This window comes from Paenibacillus sp. OAE614, assembly GCF_040546645.1.
GTDB classification, from domain to species: Bacteria; Bacillota; Bacilli; order Paenibacillales; family Paenibacillaceae; genus Paenibacillus_AQ; species Paenibacillus_AQ favisporus.
In genome coordinates, this window is the sequence record NZ_JBEPOD010000001.1 from 6,273,977 (window position 1) to 6,298,733 (window position 24,757).

The 24,757-nt window shown below is 56.9% G+C and carries 24 protein-coding genes; 5 read left to right on the forward strand and 19 right to left on the reverse strand.

Going from position 1 to position 24,757, the window contains the following annotated elements; translation table 11 throughout:
- Positions 1 to 10: 10 nt before the first annotated feature.
- From ABIE48_RS28810 to ABIE48_RS28820, 3 genes are all read right to left on the reverse strand, one after another.
- Positions 11 to 1,402 (reverse strand): ABC transporter substrate-binding protein, encoded by a 1,392-nt coding sequence (locus ABIE48_RS28810; RefSeq protein WP_192715979.1) that lies wholly within the window; start codon positions 1,400 to 1,402, stop codon positions 11 to 13.
- 260 nt (positions 1,403 to 1,662) lie between these two features.
- Positions 1,663 to 2,502, reverse strand: coding sequence for a carbohydrate ABC transporter permease (locus ABIE48_RS28815; protein ID WP_192715980.1), 840 nt, complete (start codon positions 2,500 to 2,502; stop codon positions 1,663 to 1,665).
- A 21-nt stretch (positions 2,503 to 2,523) separates the two neighbouring features.
- Positions 2,524 to 3,459, reverse strand: a complete 936-nt coding sequence (locus ABIE48_RS28820) for a carbohydrate ABC transporter permease (protein WP_145027429.1) — start codon at positions 3,457 to 3,459, stop codon at positions 2,524 to 2,526.
- 360 nt (positions 3,460 to 3,819) lie between these two features.
- Here ABIE48_RS28820 and ABIE48_RS28825 point away from each other — a divergent pair, with 360 nt between their 5' ends.
- Positions 3,820 to 4,290: a hypothetical protein gene (locus ABIE48_RS28825; protein ID WP_192715981.1), complete on the forward strand. Its 471-nt coding sequence runs from the start codon at positions 3,820 to 3,822 to the stop codon at positions 4,288 to 4,290.
- A 25-nt stretch (positions 4,291 to 4,315) separates the two neighbouring features.
- On the opposite strand, the gene ABIE48_RS28830 is transcribed toward ABIE48_RS28825, so the two are convergent.
- The 3 genes from ABIE48_RS28830 to ABIE48_RS28840 all read right to left on the reverse strand — a co-directional run bounded on the left by ABIE48_RS28830 (position 4,316) and on the right by ABIE48_RS28840 (position 7,538).
- Entirely contained in the window at positions 4,316 to 5,944 is a 1,629-nt protein-coding gene (locus ABIE48_RS28830) for an NAD(P)H-hydrate dehydratase (RefSeq protein ID WP_192715982.1), read from the reverse strand.
- Between the two features lie 159 nt (positions 5,945 to 6,103).
- A complete protein-coding gene (locus ABIE48_RS28835) occupies positions 6,104 to 6,736 on the reverse strand; it encodes an NAD(P)-dependent oxidoreductase (protein ID WP_145027431.1) in 633 nt (210 codons plus the stop codon).
- 79 nt (positions 6,737 to 6,815) lie between these two features.
- On the reverse strand, positions 6,816 to 7,538 hold the full coding sequence (locus ABIE48_RS28840) for a DUF421 domain-containing protein (RefSeq protein ID WP_192715983.1): 723 nt from the start codon (positions 7,536 to 7,538) through the stop codon (positions 6,816 to 6,818).
- A 174-nt stretch (positions 7,539 to 7,712) separates the two neighbouring features.
- On the opposite strand from ABIE48_RS28840, the gene ABIE48_RS28845 reads away from it, so the two are divergent.
- Entirely contained in the window at positions 7,713 to 8,363 is a 651-nt protein-coding gene (locus ABIE48_RS28845) for an MgtC/SapB family protein (RefSeq protein ID WP_145026867.1), read from the forward strand.
- 302 nt (positions 8,364 to 8,665) lie between these two features.
- Positions 8,666 to 9,529 (forward strand): hypothetical protein, encoded by an 864-nt coding sequence (locus tag ABIE48_RS28850; RefSeq protein ID WP_192715984.1) that lies wholly within the window; start codon positions 8,666 to 8,668, stop codon positions 9,527 to 9,529.
- Positions 9,530 to 10,161: 632 nt separating this feature from the next.
- Here the strand turns inward: ABIE48_RS28850 and ABIE48_RS28855 are convergent.
- From ABIE48_RS28855 to nirB, 13 genes are all read right to left on the reverse strand, one after another.
- Positions 10,162 to 10,380 carry a YezD family protein gene (locus tag ABIE48_RS28855; protein ID WP_076172809.1) on the reverse strand — a complete coding sequence of 73 codons (219 nt, stop codon included), beginning with the start codon at positions 10,378 to 10,380 and terminating at the stop codon, positions 10,162 to 10,164.
- 125 nt (positions 10,381 to 10,505) lie between these two features.
- The gene (cysW, locus tag ABIE48_RS28860) at positions 10,506 to 11,366 is read right to left on the reverse strand and encodes a sulfate ABC transporter permease subunit CysW (RefSeq protein WP_192715985.1); all 861 of its coding nucleotides are present in this window, start codon (positions 11,364 to 11,366) and stop codon (positions 10,506 to 10,508) included.
- A gap of 74 nt (positions 11,367 to 11,440) precedes the next feature.
- Positions 11,441 to 12,274, reverse strand: a complete 834-nt coding sequence (cysT, locus tag ABIE48_RS28865) for a sulfate ABC transporter permease subunit CysT (RefSeq protein WP_192715986.1) — start codon at positions 12,272 to 12,274, stop codon at positions 11,441 to 11,443.
- 41 nt (positions 12,275 to 12,315) lie between these two features.
- A complete protein-coding gene (locus ABIE48_RS28870) occupies positions 12,316 to 13,440 on the reverse strand; it encodes a sulfate ABC transporter substrate-binding protein (protein WP_105445706.1) in 1,125 nt (374 codons plus the stop codon).
- 278 nt (positions 13,441 to 13,718) lie between these two features.
- Positions 13,719 to 13,907 (reverse strand): hypothetical protein, encoded by a 189-nt coding sequence (locus ABIE48_RS28875; protein ID WP_145026871.1) that lies wholly within the window; start codon positions 13,905 to 13,907, stop codon positions 13,719 to 13,721.
- Between the two features lie 129 nt (positions 13,908 to 14,036).
- Complete coding sequence (locus ABIE48_RS28880; RefSeq protein WP_354520156.1) at positions 14,037 to 15,095, reverse strand: lactonase family protein; 1,059 nt, start codon at positions 15,093 to 15,095, stop codon at positions 14,037 to 14,039.
- Between the two features lie 219 nt (positions 15,096 to 15,314).
- Positions 15,315 to 15,725: a DUF4395 domain-containing protein gene (locus ABIE48_RS28885; RefSeq protein WP_145026875.1), complete on the reverse strand. Its 411-nt coding sequence runs from the start codon at positions 15,723 to 15,725 to the stop codon at positions 15,315 to 15,317.
- Between the two features lie 185 nt (positions 15,726 to 15,910).
- Positions 15,911 to 17,299: a DUF4179 domain-containing protein gene (locus tag ABIE48_RS28890; protein ID WP_145026877.1), complete on the reverse strand. Its 1,389-nt coding sequence runs from the start codon at positions 17,297 to 17,299 to the stop codon at positions 15,911 to 15,913.
- Entirely contained in the window at positions 17,292 to 17,816 is a 525-nt protein-coding gene (locus ABIE48_RS28895) for a sigma-70 family RNA polymerase sigma factor (RefSeq protein ID WP_145026879.1), read from the reverse strand. The genes ABIE48_RS28890 and ABIE48_RS28895 overlap by 8 nt, the downstream gene beginning before the upstream one ends.
- A gap of 392 nt (positions 17,817 to 18,208) precedes the next feature.
- Positions 18,209 to 18,976 carry a uroporphyrinogen-III C-methyltransferase gene (gene cobA, locus ABIE48_RS28900; RefSeq protein WP_192715987.1) on the reverse strand — a complete coding sequence of 256 codons (768 nt, stop codon included), beginning with the start codon at positions 18,974 to 18,976 and terminating at the stop codon, positions 18,209 to 18,211.
- Positions 18,973 to 19,842, reverse strand: coding sequence for a formate/nitrite transporter family protein (locus ABIE48_RS28905; RefSeq protein WP_076172801.1), 870 nt, complete (start codon positions 19,840 to 19,842; stop codon positions 18,973 to 18,975). The genes cobA and ABIE48_RS28905 overlap by 4 nt, the downstream gene beginning before the upstream one ends.
- Before the next feature lie 23 nt (positions 19,843 to 19,865).
- Positions 19,866 to 20,183, reverse strand: coding sequence for a nitrite reductase small subunit NirD (nirD, locus tag ABIE48_RS28910; protein WP_192715988.1), 318 nt, complete (start codon positions 20,181 to 20,183; stop codon positions 19,866 to 19,868).
- A 12-nt stretch (positions 20,184 to 20,195) separates the two neighbouring features.
- Positions 20,196 to 22,631 (reverse strand): nitrite reductase large subunit NirB, encoded by a 2,436-nt coding sequence (gene nirB, locus ABIE48_RS28915; RefSeq protein ID WP_192715989.1) that lies wholly within the window; start codon positions 22,629 to 22,631, stop codon positions 20,196 to 20,198.
- A gap of 342 nt (positions 22,632 to 22,973) precedes the next feature.
- On the opposite strand from nirB, the gene ABIE48_RS28920 reads away from it, so the two are divergent.
- Both ABIE48_RS28920 and ABIE48_RS28925 read left to right on the forward strand, forming a co-directional pair.
- Positions 22,974 to 23,597, forward strand: a complete 624-nt coding sequence (locus ABIE48_RS28920) for an ANTAR domain-containing response regulator (protein WP_192715990.1) — start codon at positions 22,974 to 22,976, stop codon at positions 23,595 to 23,597.
- Entirely contained in the window at positions 23,594 to 24,628 is a 1,035-nt protein-coding gene (locus tag ABIE48_RS28925; protein ID WP_192715991.1) for an anthranilate phosphoribosyltransferase, read from the forward strand. The genes ABIE48_RS28920 and ABIE48_RS28925 overlap by 4 nt, the downstream gene beginning before the upstream one ends.
- The last annotated feature ends 129 nt before the right edge of the window (positions 24,629 to 24,757 follow it).

Here is a 24,757-nt window from a genome sequence, read left to right on the forward strand (position 1 = left end):
TATACCAAAATTATTTTTGGTTGGATTCGATGATTTTGTTCACGCGCTCCTGCGAGTTTTTCACCGTCGCATCGATATCCTGGTTGCCGAGGATCAGCTTCTCGTATTCCTCGTTGACCGCTTTGAACACTTCGGCCTGGTAGGAGGCCGGCGGTACGATCGCTGATGCTTTCGAGGCGACCAGCGTGTCGACCAATGACTTCTTGTCGACCTTCTCCGGGGTTTTCGTGCCGGCGAGGATCGTATCGATAATCTGCTCCACCTGGTCGCTCTTCACCTGGCTCCAGGCCGGAATATTTTTACCTTGGACCGTCTGCCCTTCGGTTGTATACCAGCGCACAAACTTGTAGGCTTCTTCCTTATGCTTGGACTTGGCGGCGACGGCAACATAATCGGTCGTGACCGGGGTGATGCCCGTGGGATCGCCTTCTTTGTTTTTCGGGAACGGCGCCACGGCGACGTTAAACTCCAGCGGCACCTTATCCGTCCCGCCGATTTCGGTATTCATCCAGCTGCCGATCACGATCATGCTCGCCGATTGGTTAAAAAACTGCGTCCGGTAATTGAGCTTCTGCGAGATCATATCGGTATACGGAACGGAGGACTGGTCCTCTTTTTCCATTTTCAGCCGCAGTTCCAGCGTCGCCCGGAAATTGGGATCATCCAGATTCGAGGAGCCGTCGGCTTTGAGAAAGTCGGAATTTTCCGGCTGATTCTCCATTTTCAGCTTCAGGAATTCCAGCCAGCCCCCGCCCTGCGGGCCGTGGAAGTACGTGCCGTAGCGCTTGCTTGCGCCTTCGCCCTTGGTGAGCTTTTTCGCATAATCGGCAAACTGGTCCCACGTCCAATCCGTTGGCACGCTCAGGCCTGCTTCATCCATATGGTCCTTGTTCAACAGCACATACCACGGGTTGAACTTGCCCGGAAGCGCATACACCTTGCCATTCAGGCGGGTATCGACTTTATAATCCGTCTCTTCCTTATAACCGTCCTTGGCAATGTAGTCGTCCAGCGGTTCCGCCATGCCCAAAGCCACGCGCTGCGCGTATCCGGCCGGATCGCTGAACATCAGGATGTCCATCTGTGCGGAGGACGCCGCCTCCAGATCCAGCTTCTTGGAAGCCTCCTGCGTATCGCCTTTTTCGCTGAGCTGCACCAGCTCGATCGTGACGCCGGGGTTGGCGTCTTCGTAGGCCTTGAGCGTCTTGCTCCAATTGTAAGCTTCCTCGGTTCCATAGGTGTATAATCTCAGGTTGACCTTGTCCTGGCCGCCGCTTGATCCGCCGGAGCCGGACGCCGCCCCTTCGCTATCCCCGCCGCCGCTGCTTCCCCCGCAGCCTGACAGCAAACTGATCAGCAGCATGCCGGCTGCCGCGCCGGTAAGCCATCTTTTTCTCTTCATCCCTCAATAACCTCCCTTGGATTATGCTTGCCGTGAAAATGCTTCTACCGCCAACTCCCATACGGCTAACAGGACACCGGCCTCGGGCCGTATGCCGCTTTATCCGCCTGCTCCGTGTGCCTCCGTATGCCTCCACATGCCTCCGTATGCCCACCGCTTGCCGGCTGCGTTTTCCCGTATCTGACGCTTTGATTATACCGGGGCCGTTCCCCCGGCTCATGACGTTAAATTGACCGTTGATCCTGTTATTTTGACGGATGCTACCCCTTGACTCCCCCGAGGGCGATGCCTGCGATGACGTTTTTTTGCCCAATGATAAAAATCAGCAGCAGCGGGAAAATGGCAGATACCGCCGCGGCCATGATCAGCGAGTAGAACTCCCCGCTTAAAGACGTAAACTTCTGCATCGCCAGCGGAATCGTAAACAGCCGGTCGCTCCGCAGGAAGATCAGCGGGTTCTGGTAATCGTTCCATGTCCAGATAAAACGCAGAATGGCGTAGGTCGCCACCGCCGGCTTTACGAGCGGCAGCGCGATCGAGGAGAAGATGCGCGGATGGCCCGCGCCATCGATTTTCGCCGACTCGATAAATTCCTGATGAATGCCCATAAAGAATTGACGAAGCATGAACGTGCCCAGCACGCTGAAGCTGCCCAGAATGATCAGGCCGAAATGGCTGTCGAACAAACCGATGTTGCGGTATAAAATAAACTGCGGAATCAGGATGGCCTGTCCCGGAATCATGTAGGTGACCAGCACGATCATGAACAGCCAGCGCCCTGCGGCAAACTGGATTTTGGAGAAGCCGTAGGCGGCCAGGGCCGACGCCGTGCAGGAAATCAGCGTCGTCAGCACGCTTACCTTGATCGAGTTCCAGTAATAGAGATAAAAAGGGTAATCGCCGAACCATACTTCTTTATAATTCGCCACCGCGTTCCATTTCCTTGGGATCCACTGGATCGGGTAGACGAAGACGTCCTTTTCGATTTTGAAGGAAGTGATCAGCATCCAGATGAACGGCATCAGAAACAGGATGCTGACCGCCAGCATGACCACGGTGATGACCAGCCTGCGCCAGTCGGGCCCGGTACGTGTCGTCATTTTCCGCTCAGCTCCTTTCGCTTAGTAATTGACCCATTTCTTCTGGGCGGACCACTGTCCAAGGGTAATCAGCATAACAAAGGCGAACAGGACGGCGGCGATCGCCGAAGCATAGCCCACCTTCAAATTGACGAATGCCGTGTCGTACAGGTACCAGACCATCATCGTCGTGGAGCCCACCGGGCCGCCCTGCGTCATCACCGCGATAATATCGAACACTTTGAACGTCGAAATGATGCCCGTTACCATCAGGAAAAAGGACGTCGGCGACAGCAGCGGCACCGTAATCCGGGTGAATTTTGTCCAACCGTTTGCGCCGTCGATGTCAGCCGCCTCGTACAGGTCGCGCGGGATCGACTGCAGCCCGGCGATGTAAATGATCATGTTGAAGCCGATGGAGATCCAGACCGAAATCATCATGATCGACAGCAGCGCAAAATGCGGATCGGCAATCCATTTTGGCGGATGCTCCACCCCAATCGATTTGAGCAATTCGTTGATCGGGCCGTAGGAGGGCTGAAACAGCACCTGCCAGACGACGGCGACCGCGACGACGCTCGAGATATAGGGCATGAAGTAAGCGACCTTGAAGTAACTCTTCATGTACACGAACCGGTCGATCAGGATGGCGAGCACCATCGAAATGAGCATGTACACCGGCACGGTCAGCAGAAAGATGACATTATTGCGGACCGATTTAATAAACATGTCATCATGAAGCAAATTACGAAAATTTTCAAATCCGACCCAGCGGATGCCGTTCCACCCCTGCACAAAGTTCCAGTCGGCAAATCCGAGCACCATCGTTGCGACGATAGGCACCAGCACGAGGATGAATACCCCGAGCAGCATCGGGCTGACGAACAGCATTCCCCACAGCGTTTCGCCCCGCTGGAGGGATCCGCTCTTCCGGGTGCGTTTCCCTATGCCCGGCGGCGCTGCCGCGGCCGTTTCCATTCGTTGTTCCAAGCTCCACACCCCGTTTCTTCTGCATTCCTTAAAGCCTGATTTGATTAAAAGAAAAACGTCGATCGACGTACCTTCACAGAAGACAGACCGCGTCTAAAGGAAGTTTTTCTTGCAATATCAGGAAGCAATAGCTCTGGAATTTATACTTGATATTATAAAAAAATACCGTCAGCAGCTTTGACGGTATTTTGATCATATTCACGCTAATTTTTACTTTTTTCAGCAGCGGAACTCCAAACCTGCACCGCTAAAACCTCTGCCGCCTACAGATGACATCCCCAGTCACCTTTGCCCCGGCATCCGATTATGCTGTACTACGTACTATGGAATCACAAGGAGAGAAACTTGATGAATTCAGACCGCTCCCCCTTTATCTCGTCCAGGCTCAAATCGGGGCTGTACGCCCTGAACAAGCTCGCATCGGCCGGCTTGACGCTGCTCCTACTGGTGCTGATCTCCAGTATGCTGCCCCTTCAGGATCAGCTTCCTCTGGCATCGGACACCGATCTGCCCATTCCCTTGTCCTACTGGGTCTACGGTTATGCGATGACCGCCTCCATTCTGGCGGATTTTGTGCTGTACGTGCTGCCTCCCCTATCCAGGGACAAACAAATCTCGATCTACGCGACGGCCGGTTTTTTGTGCTTCTATGCGCTGTATGTACATGACGCCGCAGGAACGGACCATATCGCCTCCACGGTGGCGGGCATGTGTACGGTGCTGCTGTTTTACGTCGGGAAAAAGCTGTTTGTGCGCGATTCGCTCATCACGCTGATTTTCGCCCTGCTGGTTCCCCTGCTCTGCTGGGGCTTTCTGTAGCCGCTGCTTTTGCGGCTCCGGCATGCTACAGCGCTTCGATAATATCGCCCGCCACGAGGGATGCCGGATTGGAACGGCGCCGCGCTGCGACTTCGCCGGCCAGACCGTGCAGGTACACGCCGAACGCGGCCGCCTGCGGACCGCTTGCGCCCTGGGCCAGCAGCCCGGCGATGATGCCGGTCAGCACATCGCCGGCGCCGCCGGTCGCCATGCCCGGGCTGCCTGTCGCGTTCACGTAAGCATCGCCGTCCGGCGTGGCGATGACCGTCCGCGCGCCCTTGAGCACCAGCGTCACCCGGTGCGCCTTGGCGTATTCGGACGCCAGGCGGATCCGGTCGCGCTGCACCTCGGCGGTGGACAAGCCGGCCAGCCGCGCCATTTCGCCGGGATGCGGCGTCAGCACCGTGTCCGACCGGCGCGGCTTCCACGCGTCCAGGTCGTCGCTTGCGGCCAGCATGTTGAGCGCGTCGGCATCGACGACCATCGGGCATGCCGCCTCCTCCCAGAGCGTGCGCAGCCAGCGTCCGTCGCCCTCGAAGCGCCCCAGCCCGGGGCCGACGGCGAGCACGTCGCGCCCGGCCAGCAGCTCGAGCACGCGGGCGGCGGAGGCCTCGTGCCAGTCGGCGGCGGTCGCCGAGGCGAGCATGACCTCCGGCGCGGCGCCCGCCATATGCGGCAGCAGCGGACCGGGCAGCGCCCAGGTAACGAGGCCGCTCCCAGCGCGCAGGGCCGCCCGCGAGCAGAGCAGGCCCGCGCCGCTCATCGGCAGGCTGCCCGCCGCTACAAGCACGTGGCCGTACGTGCCTTTATGGCCGTCCGGCGAGCGGCGGCGCGCCGTATCGACCCCAAGCCGCGTGCGCAGCACCTCCTCCGTCAGCAGGAACGTGCTGACGTTCTGCTGCGCGCACAGCAGCGCGGGGATGCCGATGGCGCGCACCATGATCTCCCCGGCGGCTTCCGCGCCGGGGAACTGCGCCAGGCCTCGCTTCAGGAACGCGAGGCATACGGTCCGCCGTGCACGGATACAGGGATCGTGCACAGCCCCCGTGTCGGCGTCCAGCCCGCTCGGGATGTCCGCCGACACGATGTCCCTGCCGCTGCCGTTCGCCGCGGCAATCAGCTCGGCGTAGGCGCCGCGCGGCGCACCGCGGCTGCCGGTGCCGAGCAGGGCATCCACGATGCCCGTGCAGGCGGTGAAGTCCACGTCGTCCCGGCCGTGGACGAGCACCGGGATGCCCAATGCGCGGGCCGCGTCCCGCTGCAGTGCCGCCTCGCCGGTGAGGCTGCCGGGCTCTGCGGCGTACACGATCGTGACGCGCATGCCCGCTTCACGCAAGTACCGCGCCGCGACCAGGCCGTCCCCGCCGTTGTTGCCCTTGCCGGCCAGGACGAGCCAATGCTCGCGCTCCGGTTCCTCCAGCCGGAGCGCGGCGTCTCCTTGCACCGCCGGCACAAGATCGCCCTGGCTTCCACGCTTGGACTCGGCGGCTTGCCGGCTGCCGCTGCCGGCATATCGGCGCTCCCGGCACCACCGGATCACCTCCTCCGCGATGGCTCTGCCGGCGTTCTCCATCAGCGCCACCGCCGGAATGCCGACCTCCTCAATCGTTCGGCGGTCCAGCTCTCTCATTTCGTCGGATGTCACGATATACATCTGCCGTCTCCTCCTTATATGAAACAACCCCACAGATGTGGGGTTGTCTTCGATGTCATCCAGCTGTTTTAAAGGGACCCTCGTTTGTTCAATTCCAATGCCGCCTCCGCCCGGATGCTTAATATAGAAGCAGCCTGTCCGCGGAGACCCGTCGCTAACCTAGTATGCTACCGTAAACCGGGTGCGGACGAAATACGGATCCTCCATTTCGTCGATCAGGGCCGCGGCCAGATCTTCGACCGAGATCCGGCTGCTGCCCAGCTCATCGGTGATGAGCATGTCCATGCCGATCCGGAAGTTGCCGGTGCGCCGTCCGGTTTCCAGCACCGCCGCCGGGCTGAGGTAGCTGTAATCCAGATCGGACAGTCTGTAAATGTCGTACGCATCCGCATGCGCCCTGGCCAGCGGCACCAGCTCCTGCGGAAATTCCGGCGTATCCATCAGCAGCGTGTCCGGTCCGGTCTTCAGGCTGCCCGCCCCGCCGACGATGAGCAGCCGCTTCACGCCGGCACGCTGCACGCCCTCGATGAGCGAACGCGCGGCTTCCAGCAGCTCCTGCTCCTCGCCAAACGTCGGACCGTACGCGCTGATGACCGCGTCCTGCCCCTCGCATACGCTGGCCACTGATGCAGGGTCCAGAATGTTTCCGGTCACCACCTTCAGCCGTTCATGCTCCTCGGTCAGCTTGGCGGGATCCCGCACGACGGCCGTGACTCCGTGCCCGCGCTTCAGCGCCTCACGAACGATGGCTTTTCCGACCTGTCCACTGGCTCCAAATATCGTAATATGCATTGCATTGATCGTTTCCATAGGTTATTGTCTCCTTCGCTGTTATGCCTGTTATTATTCTACATGACCTGTCTTCCGCATGCTATCCTTCCGCTTTTTGCAGCCGTCCGCTCCCCGTCTGCCCTTCCCGGTTATGCTGCAAAATATATAATCCTTTCCCTTCCTCCCATTCGACATAGGCCAGCTTGCCGGGATCGCTGAAGCCTTTTTCCTTCAGCATGGCCGCCAGCCATTTCTGGTCTCTGCCGATCTGCTGCAATTTATCGTCGTTATAATCCCCATCCTCCAGCAGATTATAGGTCAGGCCGGATGGATCCGAATCCAGATCCAGATCCTGTTTTTGAACCGCTTCAAAATCCGCGTTCTTCAGAACGCTGAGCGAGCCGTTCGTTTCAAAGATGGCATAAGCAACCTCGCGCAGGGAAAAAATATCCTTTTGCCGCAGCATCATGCGCAGCTGCTCAAAATCCAGCCGGTTCTTTTTCATTTCCCGCATATCCACTTTCCCGTTGTGTATTAATATGGAAGGCTTACCCTCCAAAGGCCCCCTGGTTCGGCGCGCATACTGGGTGACTTTTTCAAATAAATACGATAGGATGAACCAAACCGCCAGTCCGAACAGGAGCTGGCCATAGTGGACGTCCTTCTGGTATACCGTATTCCCCACCAGCTCGCTCAGCATAAGCGAGGAGACGAAGTCGAAGGGGGTCAGCTGGGAAATTTCCCTTTTCCCGAGAACCCGGGTCATCAGCCACAAGCCGATGAATCCCGTAATTAATTTTATGGTGATCATGCCATAATCCATAGCCTCCGCCTCCAGTGTCTCATCGTTTGCTCAATATTTACCCAATTCAGGACGGGGGTGAAAATCCCGATTGGCATCGGCGGGCGGAATGGGTAATGTTACCTGGGGAGCAGTACTTTAGGGACGGAGGATGGTTGCAAAAACATTTGTAGCATGGAGAGGAGCTGTTGTCACATGATTGGTGAATTTATCGTCCGGCTGGCCGTGGCCGGCCTGCTTGGAGCCGTAATCGGTCTTGAGCGGGAGCTGAGAGCCAAGGAGGCGGGGCTGCGCACCCACTTTCTCGTTGCGGTTGGAAGCGCATTAATTATGCTGGTATCCAAGTACGGTTTCTTTGACATTATGGACCACGACCACGTGGCGCTCGACCCGAGCCGGGTCGCCGCCCAAGCTGTCAGCGGCATCGGCTTTTTAGGTGCGGGCATGATCATTATCGAGCGGAAAAGCGTACGCGGCCTGACGACCGCGGCCGGCGTGTGGGCTACATCCGGCATCGGCCTGACTATCGGCTCGGGCATGTATGCCGCCGGGATCAGCGCCACGATTCTCGTCATGATCGGCCTGGAACTGCTGAGCATATTCAAAACCGGCAAAGCGCTCAGCCTTTCATTTGAGCTGGACGACAAGGAGTCCGTGAAGCCGATTCTCGAACGCCTGTCGGCGCGGAAAATCGCAGTGACCTCCTACCAGCTCGAACAGGACCCGGGCGACAGCAGCCTGTATCACCTGAACATCAAGGCCAGGGCCAAGCATAACGGGACGCTGCAGGACCTGCTGCGGGAGCTGGATGAACTGCCCCATATATTATCCGCAAACCTCGAGTAGCGCAGGTTAACCTGTTGAAATCCCGGAAAGGTTATGCAATAGTTAAGAAAAACAGCTGTTGATGCAAATTCACAGGAGACAGACTACATTTAGCGGATGTTTTTCTTGCGATCATTGAATCATTCAGCTTCGCTGAAAACTGGAAATTCAATGATCTAAAAGAATAACGGCTATTGATGTATTTTCACAGGAGACAGACCACGTTTAGCGGAAGTTTTTCTTGCGATCATTGAACGATTCAGCTTCACCTTTGAAATTCCTGATCTTGATAAAATAATAATGAATGAAGGGAGGTGGCGCTGTTGTCCCTTGCTCTACAGGCCGGCCTTGACCGGCTGACCGGAACGGAGTCGAATTTGATCGTAGCTGGGCTCGCGGTCATCGTCTTCCTCTGGCTGTACATCCGCACATCCCGTTCCTTGAGGGCCGAGGCCGCCGCACGGCTGGAGCTGCTGCAGCGCACCCTCGCCCTGTACAGCCGGGCGCAGGGCGTCCTTGGCGAAGAAGTGGAAGCCGCCCATGTCGGCGCCCAGGAGCCGGACCAGCTTGTCCAGCTGCTTCAGGAATGCAAGGCGGCCCCGCTGATGACTCCGGAGCTGCTGGACATGATCGATGCTTACATACGCGAACGGGATTTCTCCCGGCTCCTGATGCTGCAGAAAATGCTGGACCGGGAAATCCACCGGCGGATTCATGAACAATCGGTGCTGATCCGCAAAATAGACAATCCCGGCTGGGGCACCAGCTTCTGGAGAATGATCCGTCCGGCGGTTCCTTTCGCCGCTCTGGTCCTCACCCTGTATTGGTTCCTCCAGCTGTATAACGGCTTTCAGGACAGCGGCGCCGCCGCCTTGTCGTGGACAAGCCTTGAGTTGTGGACGCGGCTCATTTCATGCCTCGCGGCTACGCTCTTTCTGTACTGGGTCATCATGGATACCCGAAGGGATACGCCGGGCATTCTGTACCGGCTGCTCGCCCTGATCATCGCCGCGGTGGCGCTTCTGCACCTGCTCGGTTTGACCGCGGCACCTTACATACTGGCCGTCCAGGTGGTGCTATTCCTGTTCGGCTTTAACCTGAACCCCAAGCCCAGCCGCCGGAACCGGCCCTATGCCGGCCACCGCGAAGTAACCCAAGGCAACGAGGAGGATCCGAAGGATCGCTGAGTCTCCAGAGCCTGCGTCCAGCGGATCTTCCCCCTCGTTCCACTTGTGGAATAGGGTCGGCGCTGCTTCCGTAGGTGACCAGGCCATAAGAAAAACGTCTATCGACGTACCTTCAAAGAAGACAGACCGCGTTTAGCTGAAGTTTTTCTTGCGAGATCAGGAAGCAGAATCTCCGAAACTTATACTTTTCTGATCTCTTAAAAAACGTCTATCGACGTACCTTCAAAGAAGACAGACCGCGTTTAGCTGAAGTTTTTCTTGCGAGATCAGGAAGCAGAAGCTCCGAAACTTATACTTTTCTGATCTCTTAAGAAAAACGTCTATCGACGTACCTTCAAAGAAGACAGACCGCGTTTAGCTGAAGTTTTTCTTGCGAGATCCGGAAGCGGAGGCTCCGAATCCTATACTTTCTGCTCTCTTAAGAAAAACGTCTATCGACGTACCTTCAAAGAAGACAGACCGCGTCTAGAGGAAGTTTTTCTTGCGAGATCAGGAAGCAGAAGCTCCGAAACTTATACTTTCTGATCTCTTAAAAAATAACCCCGCTGTCCTGCCCCCTTCCACGATGGAAGGTAAGGCATTCAGCGGGGTTATTTATTGTCCGTTCGTCATGCTGACGGGAGAGTCCGGGGCTAGCGCAGCCCGGACTCTCTTCCGGTCCTCCGCTCGGCTCTTGCTGCCGCCTTCACGGAGCTGCCCGGCGTGTTCTCGAACCGTTTGCGTTCCGTCCGCTCCATCTGCACGATCTGTCCCTCATGCACAACGATGTGAAGCGAACCGAATTCCATATCGTTCAGCTGACTCGCAATACGTTCCTTCCATACTTCATCAACGATAAGAGGTTTTGCCACAATTGACGCCTCCTTTAGTTCCTGGATTTTAAGGAATATGAGCCATTGGGGATGAATGTAATAATAATCCTTCTTTTCCAACCAAATTAGTATGGTTTAACATTATCACGCGGGTAAAATCGCTGTCAATGAGCATTTTTCCACGACAGCCAACTTTTAAAAAGAAGAGTGACCAGCGCCAGCAGCAGGAGCAGCGACGCCACCGCAAACGACGCCGAGAACTGGTATTCGTTGTACAAAATTTCAACGTGCAGCGGCAGCGTATTCGTCTGTCCGCGGATGTGCCCGGAGACGACCGACACCGCCCCGAATTCCCCCATAGCACGGGCGTTGCACAGAATCATCCCGTACAGAAGGCCCCATTTGATATTCGGCAGGGTTACCCGGGTGAATACATGCCAGCCGCGCGCGCCCAGCGTTACTGCGGCCTCTTCCTCTTGGGTGCCCTGGTCCTCCATCAGCGGGATTAATTCCCTCGCCACGAAGGGAAAGGTCACGAAGAGCGTCGCCAGGATGATGCCCGGCACGGCATAGATGATTTTGATATCGTGGTCGCTCAGCCAGGGGCCGAACCAGCCGTTCGCCCCAAACACGAGCACGAAGATCAGCCCTCCGATGACGGGCGACACCGCAAAGGGCAGGTCGATCAGCGTGATCAGCGCCCCTTTGCCGCGAAACCTGAATTTAGTAATGGCCCATGCCGCGGCAATGCCGAACACCGTGTTCAGCGGAACGGTCACCAGCGCAACGATGAGCGTCAGTTTCAGGGCGGACAGCGCATCTGGATCGGCGAGAGCCGCGACGTACACATCCCATCCCTTCTTGAGCGCCTCGGTGAGGACGATAAGCAGCGGCAGCACGATCAGCCAGAGCAGCGCCAGCCCAGCCGCCGCAATCAGCAGCCATTTCACCCAGGCCGCTTCCGTCGTGGCCGGCGAAGCCTGGGCACTCGTTTGAACGGAAGTCATGGGCACGGTACCTGCCATAGGGAAGCCCTCCTTTTCTTAGTGACACTTGAGCATAGGGTATAGTCCGGGCCGGGTTAAACCCGGGCGGGGTATTAACGCACCGAGCGCCGTGTCCACCGCTGCAGCGAATTGATGACGAGCAGCAGCAGAAACGAGATCAGCAGCAGCAGGATCGCTACGGCAGCGGCGCCGGCATAATCGAACTGCTCCAGCTTTGACATGATGAGCAGCGGGGCGATCTCCGTCTTCATCGGCATATTGCCGGAAATGAATACGACCGAGCCGTATTCCCCGATGCCGCGTGCGAACGCCAGGGCAAAACCTGTCAAGAGCGGCGGAATCAGCTCCGGCAAAATGATGGTCCGAAACGTCCGGAATCGCTTCGCCCCGAGCGTGGCGGCCGCCTCCTCAGCGTCCCGCTCCGCGTCCTGCAGCACAGGCTGCACGGTCCGCACAACGAACGGAATGCCGATAAACATCAGCGCAATCGTAATGCCCAGCTGCGTAAAGGCCACCTTGATGCCCAGCGGCTCCAGCAGCGAGCCGATCCAGCCGTTTTGCGAGTAGAGCGCCGTCAGGGCTACCCCCGCTACCGCGGTCGGAAGCGCAAAGGGCAGGTCGATCAGTGCGTCAAACAGCCTTTTACCGGGAAACTCGTAACGCACCAGCACCCAAGCGATCAGCAGCCCCAGGATCGAGTCGATCAAGGCGGCCGCCGCCGAGGTCAAAAAGCTGATCTTGTAAGAGGCCAGCACCCGCGGGTCGGTAGCCACATGCCAAAATTTGTCCCAGCTCAGCCCTGTGGAATTTAGGAGGAGCGCCGACAGCGGGATCAGCACCACCAGGCTCAAATACAGCACGCTGTATCCCAGCGTCAGCCCAAAACCCGGCAGCACCCTCCGCCGGGCCGCATTCACTTGACTCATGACCGTTCATCCTTTCCTGCCTTCGGCCTTGTGTGCGCCGATCAGCTGCCAGGCGTATAAATTTGATCGAAAATGCCTCCGTCGCTAAAATGCTTCTTCTGCGTCTCATCCCATGTTCCGAATACATCCTGCAGCGTGAACAGATTGATGTCGTGGAATTTATCCTTGAACTTCTCCTTGACGCTATCCAGTGTCGGCCGGTAGAAGTTTTCCGCGGCGATCGTTTGGCCTTCCTCCGAGTACAGGTACTTCAGGTAAGCTTCGGCTACCTCGCGGGTTCCGCGCTTATCCACGACTTTGTCAACGACGGCGACCGGCGGTTCGGCAAGGATGCTGACCGACGGATAGACGATGTCGAATTTGTCCGGACCAAGCTCCTTGACCGACAGCATGGCCTCGTTCTCCCAGGCAAGCAGCACGTCGCCGATGCCGCGCTCTACGAAGGTTGTCGTCGCTCCGCGGGCACCGGTGTCGAGCACAGGTACGTGCTTGAACAGTTCCTTGACGAATTCCTGAGCTTTGGCCTCGTCGTTATTGTTTTGCTTCAAGGCATAGCCCCACGCCGCCAGGTAATTCCAGCGGGCGCCGCCCGATGTCTTCGGATTCGGCGTGATGACCTCCACGTCGCCTTTGATCAGATCGCCCCAATCCTTAATGTTCTTCGGGTTGCCCTTTTTCACCAGAAACACGATCGTCGAGCTGTACGGCGTGCTGTTGTGCTCGAATTTGCTTTCCCAGCCTTCATTGATCAGGCCTTTCTTCTGTATTGCATCGATGTCATAGCCGAGTGCCAACGTGACCACATCCGCTTCGAGTCCGTCGATAACGGAACGGCTTTGCGCCCCCGAGCCGCCATGCGACTGCTTAATTGTGACCTTCTGGCCCTTTTCTTTTTCCCAATAGGCCGCAAACGCCTTGTTGTAGTTCTCGTACAGCTCCCGTGTCGGGTCGTAGGAGACGTTCAGCAGTTCAACCGGTTTGGCCGAGCTGTCAGCCTGCGCCTCCGTGCTTTTCCCTTCGGTGGTGCCCCCCGCCTCTTTGTCCGTACTTCCGCTGCCGCTTCCGCTTCCATTTCCGCAGGCCGCTAACGCAGCAGTCAGCAGCAGTGCCAGCCCTGCGCTCACTCCCCGCCTTACGATTTGTTTTCTTCTCCATACGTGTACCATATGACCCACTCCCCAGTGATAAAATGTACGGCCTGACCATGATTTATCGTGAAATTCTCGGTTTGGCCGGTGTTCGCCAAGCAAAAAAGGACAGAGGAAAATCCGGCACAACCTGCAGACAAACCGGTCATGAATTGACCTGTCTGCTCCTGTTCCAGAAGTTCCTCCGTCCGTACGGTGAGAACTGCAATTTGTAATTATTCCTACCTGATTAGTATGTTATATGGCTATATTGTAGTGAGCCGAAACGTACCTGTCAAACCTTTTTTTCACAAAAATCAATTTCTCTTTCTGGACCTGAACAGAAGGTTTGTGACGGTGCCGACCACCAGACTGACCAGGATGGCGGATACGGCGAGACTAGCCACAATGGCAGCATAATTGGCCGGCGGGACGATATTGATGATCCCCAGACCAAAAACGAGGACAAACACAATCGCGTAATCGAGCCATCGGAACTTCCTCATCCTATCCCCCTCTCGTCGCTCCGGCATATCGGAAATTTGCAATGGAGCCTAACCCCAATGTATCACAACAAAAAAACCAGGGAAACCATAAAATGGAACCCTGATTTTGGTTGTTAAGAAATTAGCCTGCTATTCGCCCTTCACCCACTGCTGAATGCATACCGGCTTCGGCAGCTCCAGCGCAAAGCCGGTCGGGGTCAATCGCCCGGAATCCGAATCGATTTTGTACGACAGCATATTGCCTGTGTTCTGGTTTGCCGCTATCAGGTATCCCGAAATGATCGCGAAATTGCGCGGAAACTCGCCGCCCGTAGACACCCAATCCACCGGGGTCAGTTCACCGGTCGACTCATTGATATGGAACAGGACGATGCTGTCATCTCCCCGGTTAGATCCGTACAGGAAACGCCCGCAAGGGGAAATATGGATGTCGGCGCAGAAGCTTTCCCCGGTAAAATCCTCAGGCAGCGTAGATACGTTCTGCAGCACTTTCAATTCCCCGGCCTGCCCGTTATAGGCAAACACCGTTACCGTATTGTCGAGCTCGTTAATGCCGTACGCCCACTTGCCGGACGGATGAAAATCAAAGTGGCGTGGTCCCGCCCCCGGCGTCGTTTTTACTTCCCCGCGGGTCACCAGCTTGCCGTCTTCCAGGCGGTAGAGCACGATTTCATCCAGCCCCAGGTCGCAGACCAGCACAAACCGGCCTTCCGGATCCTGAAAAATCGAGTGCGGATGCGGCCCTTCCTGCCGGTCGTCCCTGATGCTGCGGCCGCTGTGCTTGACGATGGAGGTCATCTCCGCCAGCCCGCCGGTTTCGCCGATCCGGAACACATTGATATGCCCGCTGGAATAATTGGACACCATCGCAAACTGCCCGTCCCTGGTCAAGGAGACATAGCAGGGGTCCGCCCCTTCCGTCGGCATCCGGTCCAGCAGATGCAGCTCGCCGGTTTCGTTGTCGATCGAATAAGCGAAGATTTCGCCGCTTCCCGTTTCGCTCACCGCATACAGCCGGTCCCCCGCCGCGTTCAGCGTCAGATACGAGGGATTGGCAATGCCGGGCAGGCCGTTCACGACGACCATTTCCCCGGTTTCCGTGTCGAGGGAACAGAGGAAAATCCCCTTTTCCGCCTCGGGGGCGTATGTACCTGTATAGAAGAAGCTTTTATTTTCCGGGTTCACCATTCACCACTCCTTGTCCATTCAAAAATAGGATCCTCATCTGAATTAATTATAGATTCATTTCTGTAGTTCATTCTATATATTACCCTATTTTATTCTTGGCGACTGCCTGCGGCAGATTAAGAGACGTAGACGCAGCAAAAAGGCGCTCCTGCGAGCACCTCGACGGTATGGAAACGAACGGACCGGTGGGCGGTCACTTGCCCTGTATATTAAACCCGTTTATGAATGAATCCGTCTTCTCGCCTTAAACTGCTTGTATTGAAAATACACCGTACAGCCGATGCAGTAACCGCACAGCGCCACGAATGCCGCCAGAAACAGCATCGCCGCAAAAATATAGCCGAGCACCGGCAGCTGCAGCGCAAAAAAGAGCAGCGACAGCGTCAGGAACAGCACGGCCAGCACATTGTTGAACCGCTGCAGTTCCAGCGCCTGAGTCGGCTTGCCTTGGACACGCAGAAACGGTTTGGCCAGGAGCACGAACGCATTTTTCCCTGTCAGCAATCCAAGCACCTGAATGATCCATAGCACCAGCAAAATGTACGGCTGGTTGAACACGGCGGTCAGGATCACAAACAGCACGATGCCGGTCTGATTCGCTTTGACATAGGGTTCCGGAATTTCCTTCATCGGGGTTCACCGTCCTTTAAAGAAGAGATAGGGGTCTTTGACCTTACTATAGAATATTAATCCGATGAGTACAATAGGAATAAAATGTGATGTGGTTCACGCAATAAATCTTTTATGATCTAAAACGTTTACCGACTCCAATGAAAAAGGCCCTGCGCCTCGCAGAGCCCTTCTCATCGTGAAGCTTACTTGATCTCGATTTTAAAATCCTGCAGGATTAATTCGCCGGGATAATCACTCAGGTCAAAAGTGAGCGGCTGGGCGTACTGGCGATCCGGAATATCAAAATAATATTCGCTCCACTCCCCGCTGCTGTGCCACCCTTCATGGATTTCACCATCCTGCGGAAGGGAATAGACATCCCCCTTCGCATCCTTAAAGTCGTTTTTCGGCCGTGCCACATAAGCCATACCTTGCAATGGAGTTTTGATCGCGGTCCGGATCCGGATAAAGCTGCCTGACCGTTCGATGCTCTTAAGCTGCAGGCGGCTGTCCGGAGCTTGAACAAGCGTTTTCGTCGTGGTGTTAATCACCATCTTCTTTTCTCCTTCAAATGCCGTACTAAGCCCCTTTCCGGTTAATACAAGCGAATCCCCTGCCTCGTAGTCCGGCGCCAGGTAGCTGATTTTCCAGTCCACACTGTTAGATGCCATGGCGAAAGCTTTATATGCCGCATAACTCCCCTTACGATACATCCCCAGTTCGTAAATGTCCTCAGCACGCTTGGTGTTTGATGGGTCAGATTGGAAAAATACATCCAGCTGCTGCACAACCTGCTTCACGGTCGCCACCTTGATTTTCTGTCCGTCGAAGTCCAGTGTCCGGTTGACATCAATGTCCCGCTCCAGAACAGCCAGCCGATTGACCTTGACCGGGATCTTTACTTCCAGCCATTCGTCATTGGGAACCGGACTCCCTTCGTTCCGCCAGCGACCGGCCAAATAAAACTCGGACGGCAGCTTTTCGCCTGAGGGAAGATCAAAAATGATCATGTCGTGATAGATCCCGCCCTCTTCCGTAACGCCTTTAAACTGCTGAGAGCCTGCCATGAACTGGATGGCGTTCAATGGATCATATTCCAGGGTGAACAGGCTTGGCGAATCCGGCGTAATCCGCTCCCCGGCACCACTGGACGTATAGAACAGGACAACATGGTTCAGGTCCGTCAGCATGCCGTCCACAGTAACCTGGTACCCGCCATAGGAAGCCGTCCGCGCGACCGCCTGGTATTTGCCGTCGTCCAGCGCTTCCCGCAAAATCCCCCGGTCCCCGGCCAGCTGCTCGACATAATCGGGGACCTCTTCCCTGCCCAATAGCTTGGCCGCCAAGCCGCTCACCCCGGAAGGGTTGTAGGTCTGCGGAAATGCGATCCCGATCCCAAGTATCACCGCTACCACCACCGTCCCAATGAAAAACGCGGACCGGCGCATGATCGCCCGGCTGCGCCTGATCCGCTTGCCGCGGTTCAGGCCGGCCGCGACTGCTTCCTCCAGCAGCGGCTCAGGGATCCGCTGGCTCGCAATGGCCGCGGACTGAAAGTACTGCTCCAACAGACGCTCCTTTTCCTCACCCATGAAACAACTCGCCTCCTGTCTCCATTTTTCCCCGCAGCTGCTTGAGACCTTGATGCAGCCATGTTTTCACTGTGCCCTCCGGCCGGTCCAGCACCCGGGCTATTTCGGTTAAGGTCATGTCCTCATAATATTTCAGCATCAACACGTGCCTGTACTTCGGTTTCATACGGTCCAGGGCACGCTCCAGATCGATTTTGCTGTCGCTGATCATTTCGTTCGACCGGATGTCCGCATTGTCCGGAAGCGGCTGCACCCGCTTCTTTCGCTTCTGCTCATCCACGCAGCAGTTGATCAGGATCCGGATCAGCCACGGGATAAACGCTCCCGGATCCTTCAGCTTTCCGCACTTGATCCAGGCCCGGCATACCGCTTCCTGCACCGCTTCAAGCGCATCCTGCTCATGATGCAGGTAGCTGTAGGCAATGCCGTACAAGCGCCTCTGCTGCCCGGACACCAGGATGTGAAAAGCCTGCTCGTCTCCACGGCATGCTGCGGCGGCCAGCTCGGTTTGTTCCATCGTCAGACCCCTTTCCCTCTCCCCTTCGCCGGCCCTGCCAGCGTCTGTATATACAAGACAAACATCTATCGTCGTACTTTCAAAGAAGACAGACCGCGATTTGAGGAAGTTTGTCTTGCGAGTATAGACCTTCAGCTCCGCTGAATATTTAAAATTCTATACTCTAAAAAGACTGCGGAAAGCATGGAACGGTTTTAAATGAAGTTCACTTTTTTTAAAAAAAAGATATCCTGGCTCTCAGGAACGCCTATCCCCATGAGGCCAAATAAACAAAAAAAGGACCGCCGTTAGGCAGTCCTTGCCTGCTTAACGACGGTCCTTCCCTGTTTCAGTCAGCCGCTGGTTTAGACCGGAACCCCCTTCGGTTGTCCCTTCTCACGGCTTTCCGAAAGTTACCCGATCCGCTCCTCAGCCTCCTCGGCCAGACGGAGCAGCTGCCCCCGCACATGCACCACCTCGCCGAAAATGAGCAAGGCCGGGTTTTTGACGTGCATGAGGGTAGCCAGCTTGTGGATGCTGCCCACCGTGCCGGTAATGACCCGCTCCTGCTCGCTCGTCCCCTGCTCGACGATCGCAGCCGGGGCCGAATGCGGCCGGCCGTGAGCGATCAGCTCGCGGCAGATATCGGCCATGCCGGCGACACCCATGTACACGACCAGGGTATCGACGCCCTGGGCAAGCAGGTCCCAGCGGGGACCCTGCTCCCGGCCGGCGCAGCTCGAGCCGCTGACGAAAGCGACCGAGGCGCTCCGCCCTCGGTGGGTCAGCGGGATACCCGCCGACGAGGCGGCACCGATCGCCGAGGTCACGCCCGGCACAAATTCGAACGGGATGCCGCGTAGCGCCATCTCCTGCGCCTCTTCGCCGCCGCGGCCGAAGATCAGCGGGTCGCCTCCCTTAAGCCGCACGACCTGCTTGCCCTTCATGGCGAACGCGGCGAGCTGCTCATGGATTTCCGCCTGCGGCACCGCATGCTGTCCTGGCGCCTTGCCGACGTAGACGAGCGCCGCGCCTTTCTTCGCATACCCAAGCAGTTCCTTGTTCACCAGGCGGTCATACAAGATGACATCCGCCTCCTGGATCCGTCGGAGCGCCTTTACCGTAATGAGCTCCGGATCACCGGGACCGGCGCCGACGATAGACACCATGCCCGGCTTCATCGGCCGCGTTCGGCAGACACAGCCGCCGCCTCCATGGAGCCGCGGGCTCCGGCCGATCCGATCGCTCCGGATTTACTTCTGCCAAACCCGCGAATGGACACGTAATACGCTACGCCCGTAAACAAAGCGCCGCCAATGAAGTTGCCGATCAGCACGGGGATCTGGTTCCACAGCCACCAATCGGCAAAGCTGACGTTGGCGCCCAGCATCATCCCGGCCGGAATGACGAACATATTGACGACGGCATGCTCGAATCCTTGGCCGAAGAAGATGAGGATCGGCAGCCACATCGCTGCGATTTTGCCAGCGGTGGACTTGGACGTGAACGCCATGACCACGCCCAGCGTCACCATCCAGTTGCACAGCATCGCCTTGATCACGACCAGCAGCAGGCCTTCGCCGCCGAGCTCCTTATAGGCCAGCGTCTTTGCTTCGCTCGTCTTGATGATCGTCTGGACAAGCGGGCTGCTCATGTCGTGCCCCATTTTGGTAATGGTCAGGCCGTATAGCACCGCATAGACCAGGCAGCCGATCACATGGCCGAGGATGACCCAGCCATAATTGCCAAGCATGGAGCGGACCGAGGCCTTTTTCTGCAGCACCGCCAGCGGAATGAGCGCAAAGCTCCCCGTCACCAGCTCCAGCCCGAGCAGCACGATAATCACAAAGCCTACAGGAAAAATAAGCGCACCGGCCATCGGAATATTCGTTTGGGATGAAGCGGTAAAGGCCAGCGTCGTGGCACAGGCCAGAATCGCCCCCGCGAGCATGCTGCGCACCAGCATTTGCCCCGGACTCAGCTTTGCTTTGTTCGCACCTCCCTCAATCATGTCATTTAGAACCTCGCCTGGTTTTACGTAATCCATCGACTGCTCCTCCTCCCTCTCGCTTAAGATTCCGTCAGGCAATAAATCGCCCCGCTTACCGGATCCACCTCAACCTCATAGGTGCTGACCTTGCCGGTATCCGGCTCCTGCACGCAACCGCTGCGCAGGTCGATTTTCCAGTCGTGCAGCGGGCAATGCACATCCTTGCCGCACACCATGCCTTCGGAGAGCTTTCCTCCTTTGTGCGGGCACTTGTTCTCCACCGCCAAAATATTCCCGTCGCTTAAGCGGAACAAGGCAATCTCCGTCCCCTCCAGCACCACCGTTCGCGATCCTTTCGGATCGATTTCCGATATGTTTCCGATCAGATGCTTAACCATCCCGTTTCCCCCTTAGTTCTTCACAGGCTCTGCATTCGGCAGAGGTTCAAAGTTTTTGCGGAGTTCCTTGTCGGACAAAATCTCCTTCCACGGATCCTTCTGCGTGCTGAGCGCCAGCTTCAGCCGCGCATGGAGAGCCTCGCGGTCTTCCTTCTTCTCCAGCGCCTTCTTCACGCTGTCCAACCCGACCCGCTCAATCCAGACCGAAGTCCGTTCGTTCCACTGCGCATGCTCGCGGTAATATTGAATAAAGGCACTCGCCCATTCGACCACTTCATCCTCCGTCTTCACGACGCAGAGCAGCTCGGTTGCCCGCACATGCACGCCGCCGTTGCCGCCGACATGAAGCTCCCAGCCGCCATCGATGGCGACCACGCCGAAATCCTTAATCGTCGCTTCCGCGCAGTTCCGCGGGCACCCCGATACGGCCAGCTTCACCTTGGCCGGTGTACTCAAGCGCTCCAGCTCCTTTTCGAGCCGGATACCCATGCCGATGGAGTCCTGGGTACCGAACCGGCAAAAGGTGGAACCGACGCAGGTTTTCACCGTGCGGAGCGCTTTGCCGTATGCATAGCCTGAAGGCATGTCGAGCTCCTCCCACATTTTCGGGAGATCCTCCTTTTTGACGCCAAGCAGGTCGATCCGCTGCCCGCCGGTGATCTTGACCATCGGCACGTCGAATTTTTCGGCGACCTCGGCAATTTTCTTCAGCTCGGACGGAGAAGTGACGCCACCATATATCCGCGGCACCACGGAATAGGTTCCGTCCTTCTGAATGTTCCCATGGTATCTCTCGTTGGTGAACCGGGATTCTTTTTCATCCTTATAAGACTCGGGGAACAGCATGCCCAAATAGTAGTTCAGCGACGGACGGCATTTGGAGCAGCCTTCGGGATTGTTCCAGCCCAGCACGTTCATCACTTCTTTGATAGACTTCAGTCCCATCCGGGAGATTTCCGCGACGATTTCGTCCCGGTTCAGTGTCGTGCAGCCGCATATGCCCTCTTTGACCGGCTCTCCTGCCGCATCACCCGCATAGAGCTGAACCAGTCCCTCTACGAGCGGCTTGCAGCCGCCGCAGGATCCGGACGCTTTGGTGCAGGCCTTAACCGACGACACGGTCGTGCAATTTTTGTTCAGGATCGCGTCCTTGATCGTCTCTTTGGTGACGCCGTTGCAGCCGCAGATGATCTCGTCATCCGGCAGACTGGCCAGCCGTTCTTCCGGCGATACGGAAGATCCGGCACCGACGGAGAAGCCGAGCAGCAGCTCCTTTTCCCGGCCCTTGACCGATTCCCGGCTTTTCATCAGCGAGAACAGCTTGGAGCCGTCGCCCGTGTCCCCGAACAAAACGGCGCCGACGAGTCGGTCGTCGTGGATGACGATCTTTTTATACACACCCTCCACTTCATCTTGGTAGCGCAACGCCCTGGTGCCCTCCGGTTCGGCAAAATGCCCCGCGGAGAATACATCTACGCCCGACACCTTCAATTTGGTGGAAGTCACGGAGCCGGCATAACCGGCGGTTTCCACGCCCGCAAGCCGTTTGGCGAGCACAGCCCCTTGTTCATACAGAGGAGCGACCAGTCCGTAGGCGATGCCCCGGTGCTCCGCGCACTCGCCGACAGCATAGATGCCGGGAATGTTCGTTTCCATATAATCGTTGACGACGATGCCCCGGTTGACCTCAATTCCGGCGGACTTCGCCAAGGCCACATTCGGCCGGATGCCGACCGCCATGACGATCAAATCGGCGTCGACCCGGGTGCCGTCGGTGAAGCGAAGCTCCTTGACCCGCTTGCGTCCCATAATGGACTCGGAATGCTTGCTCAGCAGAAACGTCATCCCTTGGGCTTCCAACTCCCGCTGCAGCATCCGCGATGCGGTTTCGTCCAGCTGACGCTCCATTAAATAAGGATGGATATGGACGACCGAGACGTCCATGCCGAGGTGCAGCAGCCCTCTCGCCGCTTCGAGTCCCAGCAGTCCGCCGCCAATGACCACAGCTTTCTTGTGCTTTTTAGACGTCTCCATCATCATTTCGCAGTCCTTAATATCCCGGAAGGCGATCACTCCTTCCTTATCCGCGCCCGGAAGCGGGAGCATGAACGGATTGGAGCCCGTCGCCATAATCAGCACGTCATATTTCGCCTCTGCACCTTGATCGGAGTAGACGACGCGGTTTTTCGTATCAATTCGGGTCACCATGTGCCCGGCATATAGTTGAATCCGGTTCTCTTTGTACCAGTCCCAGTCGTTGATCACAATTTCCTGAATATCCGCACCGCCCGCAAGGACCGATGACAGCATGATCCGATTGTAGTTGGGATAAGGCTCCGCCCCGAAAATCGTGATTTCGTACGCATCCGGCGCCAGCTTCAGCAGATGCTCCAGCGCCCTTACCCCTGCCATCCCGTTACCGACCATGACCAGCTTTTTCGTCGCCATGTCTCTTCCGCTCCCCTCAATAGTCCAATCTTCTGAATCTTGTACCAAAAACCAGAAAAGCCCGCCTTCGGGCCCCTGGCAGAGTGGACGCACTCTGGTTCAGGGGTCGAAAGCAGGCTTCATTGCCGCTATAAAGGATACACCGTTGTATCCGGCTGTTATCAAGTTCTTGAGGGAAATATACACTATCCCCGGAATGTTTGTCAACATATTTAACATGAAAACACATTTTCATTTGGTTATCGACATGTCACCTTGTTTTATGTTATATAAATTAACATACAATCTGTTACACTCATCTTAAACTCTGACTGGACTGAATTATGAAGGGAGCGTCTATGCATGCGTTCATTGCTGGTTATCCACCGCCAGGCCCCTCCTTCAGAGCGAAGTGATTCAGATAGCAGGACGCTTCTGCCGGAGTACATCCTTCGTTCCTACGGGTACCAAGTCCATCTAGCGCGCAATGAGGAGCAGGCGATCGCCGGAATCGGAGATGCGGACGGTGCGGTGCTTCACCTTCCGGTCTCCGAGATCAAGGCTTGGTGCGGCAAGCTCGAGAAACACAAACAAACGCCGGTTCTTTGGTGGTGCAGCGATACGGCCGCTTCCATGTCCCTCGAGGCATGTGAGGATGATGTCATCATTGACGGGCTTTTATTCCCGACCATGAAAGCGCACGAGCTGCATTGGTCGCTGCATTTCAGTTCCGCCCACTTTTATGAGCGGCAGCAGTGGAAGAACGAGCGCAAGCAGCTTCTCGCCCGCATTGAGGAACGAAAGTGGATCGATATGGCCAAGGGAATTCTGTGCGAACTCAAAAATATATCGGAATCCGAAGCCTATGACGTCCTGCGCAAGCAGGCGATGAATGAACGGAAACGGATGGTGGACGTCGCTACTTCCATCGTCAAGCTGTATCAGCTGCTTCAGGAATCCGGTTCGGGAGGTGCCAAGAAATCATGATCCATTTATTAAAAGAAGTCGGCCGGGGCAAGCGGGGCGCCCGTGACCTGACCTATGAGGAAGCCCTCCAGGCGGCTGAAGCGATCCTCGGTTTAACAGCTACGCCCGCCCAGATCGGGGCGTTTTTTATCGCCGAACGCATCAAAATGGAAAGCGTGGAAGAGCTGGAAGCCTTCGTGTCGGTCCTGCGCAAACACGCCGCCCGTTCGGACCTTCCGCAGGGCATCGACTGCGCCGGCCCGTACGACGGGCGGAAGTCGTCCTTTATGTCCACGATCGCCACCTCGTTTGTGCTTGCTGCCGCTGGGCTGCCTGTCACCCTGCACGGGTCGGCGTCCCTTCCGCCGAAGTGGGGGATGACGCTGGCCGATGTTTTTGCCGCAATGGGTATTTCCGATCCGTCGCTGTCCAGGGAGCTGTGCCTGGAAGCAGCGCGCCAGACGGGCGTACTGTACGCCCATGCCGAGACTTGGTGTCCTCCGCTAGCGAAGCTTCGCCCCATTCGTGAGGAGCTCGGCATGCGGACCATCCTCAATACGGCCGAAAAATTTGCGGATTACGGGCACTCCCCTTTCTTAACGTTCGGGGTGTACCATAATACAGTCTTTGACCGGCTCGGCCGGCTCATCATGAACCTCGGCTATGAGCGGGCCATGATTATCCAGGGAAGCGAAGGCTCGGATGAGCTGTATATCCACCGCCCGACCCGAACCTACCGGATCGAACACGGGGAGGCTTCGCTCCAGATCATCGATCCGGAGAGCTTTGGCCTGGATACGCCGCTGCCGGAGGTCGACTGGACGCCAGCCGAGCAGGCGGCGGTCACCGGCCATGTGCTGCAGGGCAAGGGCAATATGGCTTTTATGTATCAGGTGCTGCTGAATGCGGCAGTGCGCCTGCATCTGGCGGATCGGGTGCAGTCTGTTGAGGAAGGCCTGTATACGGGCAAGGCGCTGCTGGAATCCGGCAAGCCGCGGGAGCTGTACGAAAAGTGGCAGGCGGTGCTCAAAAACCAGCCGTTAACGGTCTGAATCCCCTGTCTTCCTGCTGTCGGTAGAGGCAGAATAAAGAACGTCCTGGAAAATTCCGGGGCGTTCTTCGGTTTGTCTACAGCTTGTCTTTGGTTTGTCTTCGGTGCGGTATCGGTCTACATGGCGGGC

Excerpts from the sequence above, each read along its gene's own strand:
- ABIE48_RS28870 (WP_105445706.1), bottom strand. The coding sequence starts at position 13,440 with ATGGTACACGTATGGAGAAGAAAACAAATCGTAAGGCGGGGAGTGAGC.
- ABIE48_RS28885 (WP_145026875.1), bottom strand. The coding sequence starts at position 15,725 with ATGAAGGAAATTCCGGAACCCTATGTCAAAGCGAATCAGACCGGCATC.
- ABIE48_RS28890 (WP_145026877.1), bottom strand. The coding sequence starts at position 17,299 with ATGGGTGAGGAAAAGGAGCGTCTGTTGGAGCAGTACTTTCAGTCCGCG.
- cysT (WP_192715986.1), bottom strand. The coding sequence starts at position 12,274 with ATGAGTCAAGTGAATGCGGCCCGGCGGAGGGTGCTGCCGGGTTTTGGG.
- ABIE48_RS28845 (WP_145026867.1), top strand. The coding sequence starts at position 7,713 with ATGATTGGTGAATTTATCGTCCGGCTGGCCGTGGCCGGCCTGCTTGGA.
- ABIE48_RS28905 (WP_076172801.1), bottom strand. The coding sequence starts at position 19,842 with ATGGATTACGTAAAACCAGGCGAGGTTCTAAATGACATGATTGAGGGA.
- ABIE48_RS28880 (WP_354520156.1), bottom strand. The coding sequence starts at position 15,095 with ATGGTGAACCCGGAAAATAAAAGCTTCTTCTATACAGGTACATACGCC.
- ABIE48_RS28815 (WP_192715980.1), bottom strand. The coding sequence starts at position 2,502 with ATGACGACACGTACCGGGCCCGACTGGCGCAGGCTGGTCATCACCGTG.
- ABIE48_RS28920 (WP_192715990.1), top strand. The coding sequence starts at position 22,974 with ATGCGTTCATTGCTGGTTATCCACCGCCAGGCCCCTCCTTCAGAGCGA.
- cysW (WP_192715985.1), bottom strand. The coding sequence starts at position 11,366 with ATGGCAGGTACCGTGCCCATGACTTCCGTTCAAACGAGTGCCCAGGCT.
- cobA (WP_192715987.1), bottom strand. The coding sequence starts at position 18,976 with ATGAAGCCGGGCATGGTGTCTATCGTCGGCGCCGGTCCCGGTGATCCG.
- ABIE48_RS28840 (WP_192715983.1), bottom strand. The coding sequence starts at position 7,538 with ATGGATTATGGCATGATCACCATAAAATTAATTACGGGATTCATCGGC.
- ABIE48_RS28925 (WP_192715991.1), top strand. The coding sequence starts at position 23,594 with ATGATCCATTTATTAAAAGAAGTCGGCCGGGGCAAGCGGGGCGCCCGT.
- ABIE48_RS28820 (WP_145027429.1), bottom strand. The coding sequence starts at position 3,459 with ATGGAAACGGCCGCGGCAGCGCCGCCGGGCATAGGGAAACGCACCCGG.
- ABIE48_RS28875 (WP_145026871.1), bottom strand. The coding sequence starts at position 13,907 with ATGAGGAAGTTCCGATGGCTCGATTACGCGATTGTGTTTGTCCTCGTT.
- nirD (WP_192715988.1), bottom strand. The coding sequence starts at position 20,183 with ATGGTTAAGCATCTGATCGGAAACATATCGGAAATCGATCCGAAAGGA.
- ABIE48_RS28835 (WP_145027431.1), bottom strand. The coding sequence starts at position 6,736 with ATGCATATTACGATATTTGGAGCCAGTGGACAGGTCGGAAAAGCCATC.
- ABIE48_RS28830 (WP_192715982.1), bottom strand. The coding sequence starts at position 5,944 with ATGTATATCGTGACATCCGACGAAATGAGAGAGCTGGACCGCCGAACG.
- ABIE48_RS28825 (WP_192715981.1), top strand. The coding sequence starts at position 3,820 with ATGAATTCAGACCGCTCCCCCTTTATCTCGTCCAGGCTCAAATCGGGG.
- ABIE48_RS28810 (WP_192715979.1), bottom strand. The coding sequence starts at position 1,402 with ATGAAGAGAAAAAGATGGCTTACCGGCGCGGCAGCCGGCATGCTGCTG.
- nirB (WP_192715989.1), bottom strand. The coding sequence starts at position 22,631 with ATGGCGACGAAAAAGCTGGTCATGGTCGGTAACGGGATGGCAGGGGTA.
- ABIE48_RS28895 (WP_145026879.1), bottom strand. The coding sequence starts at position 17,816 with ATGGAACAAACCGAGCTGGCCGCCGCAGCATGCCGTGGAGACGAGCAG.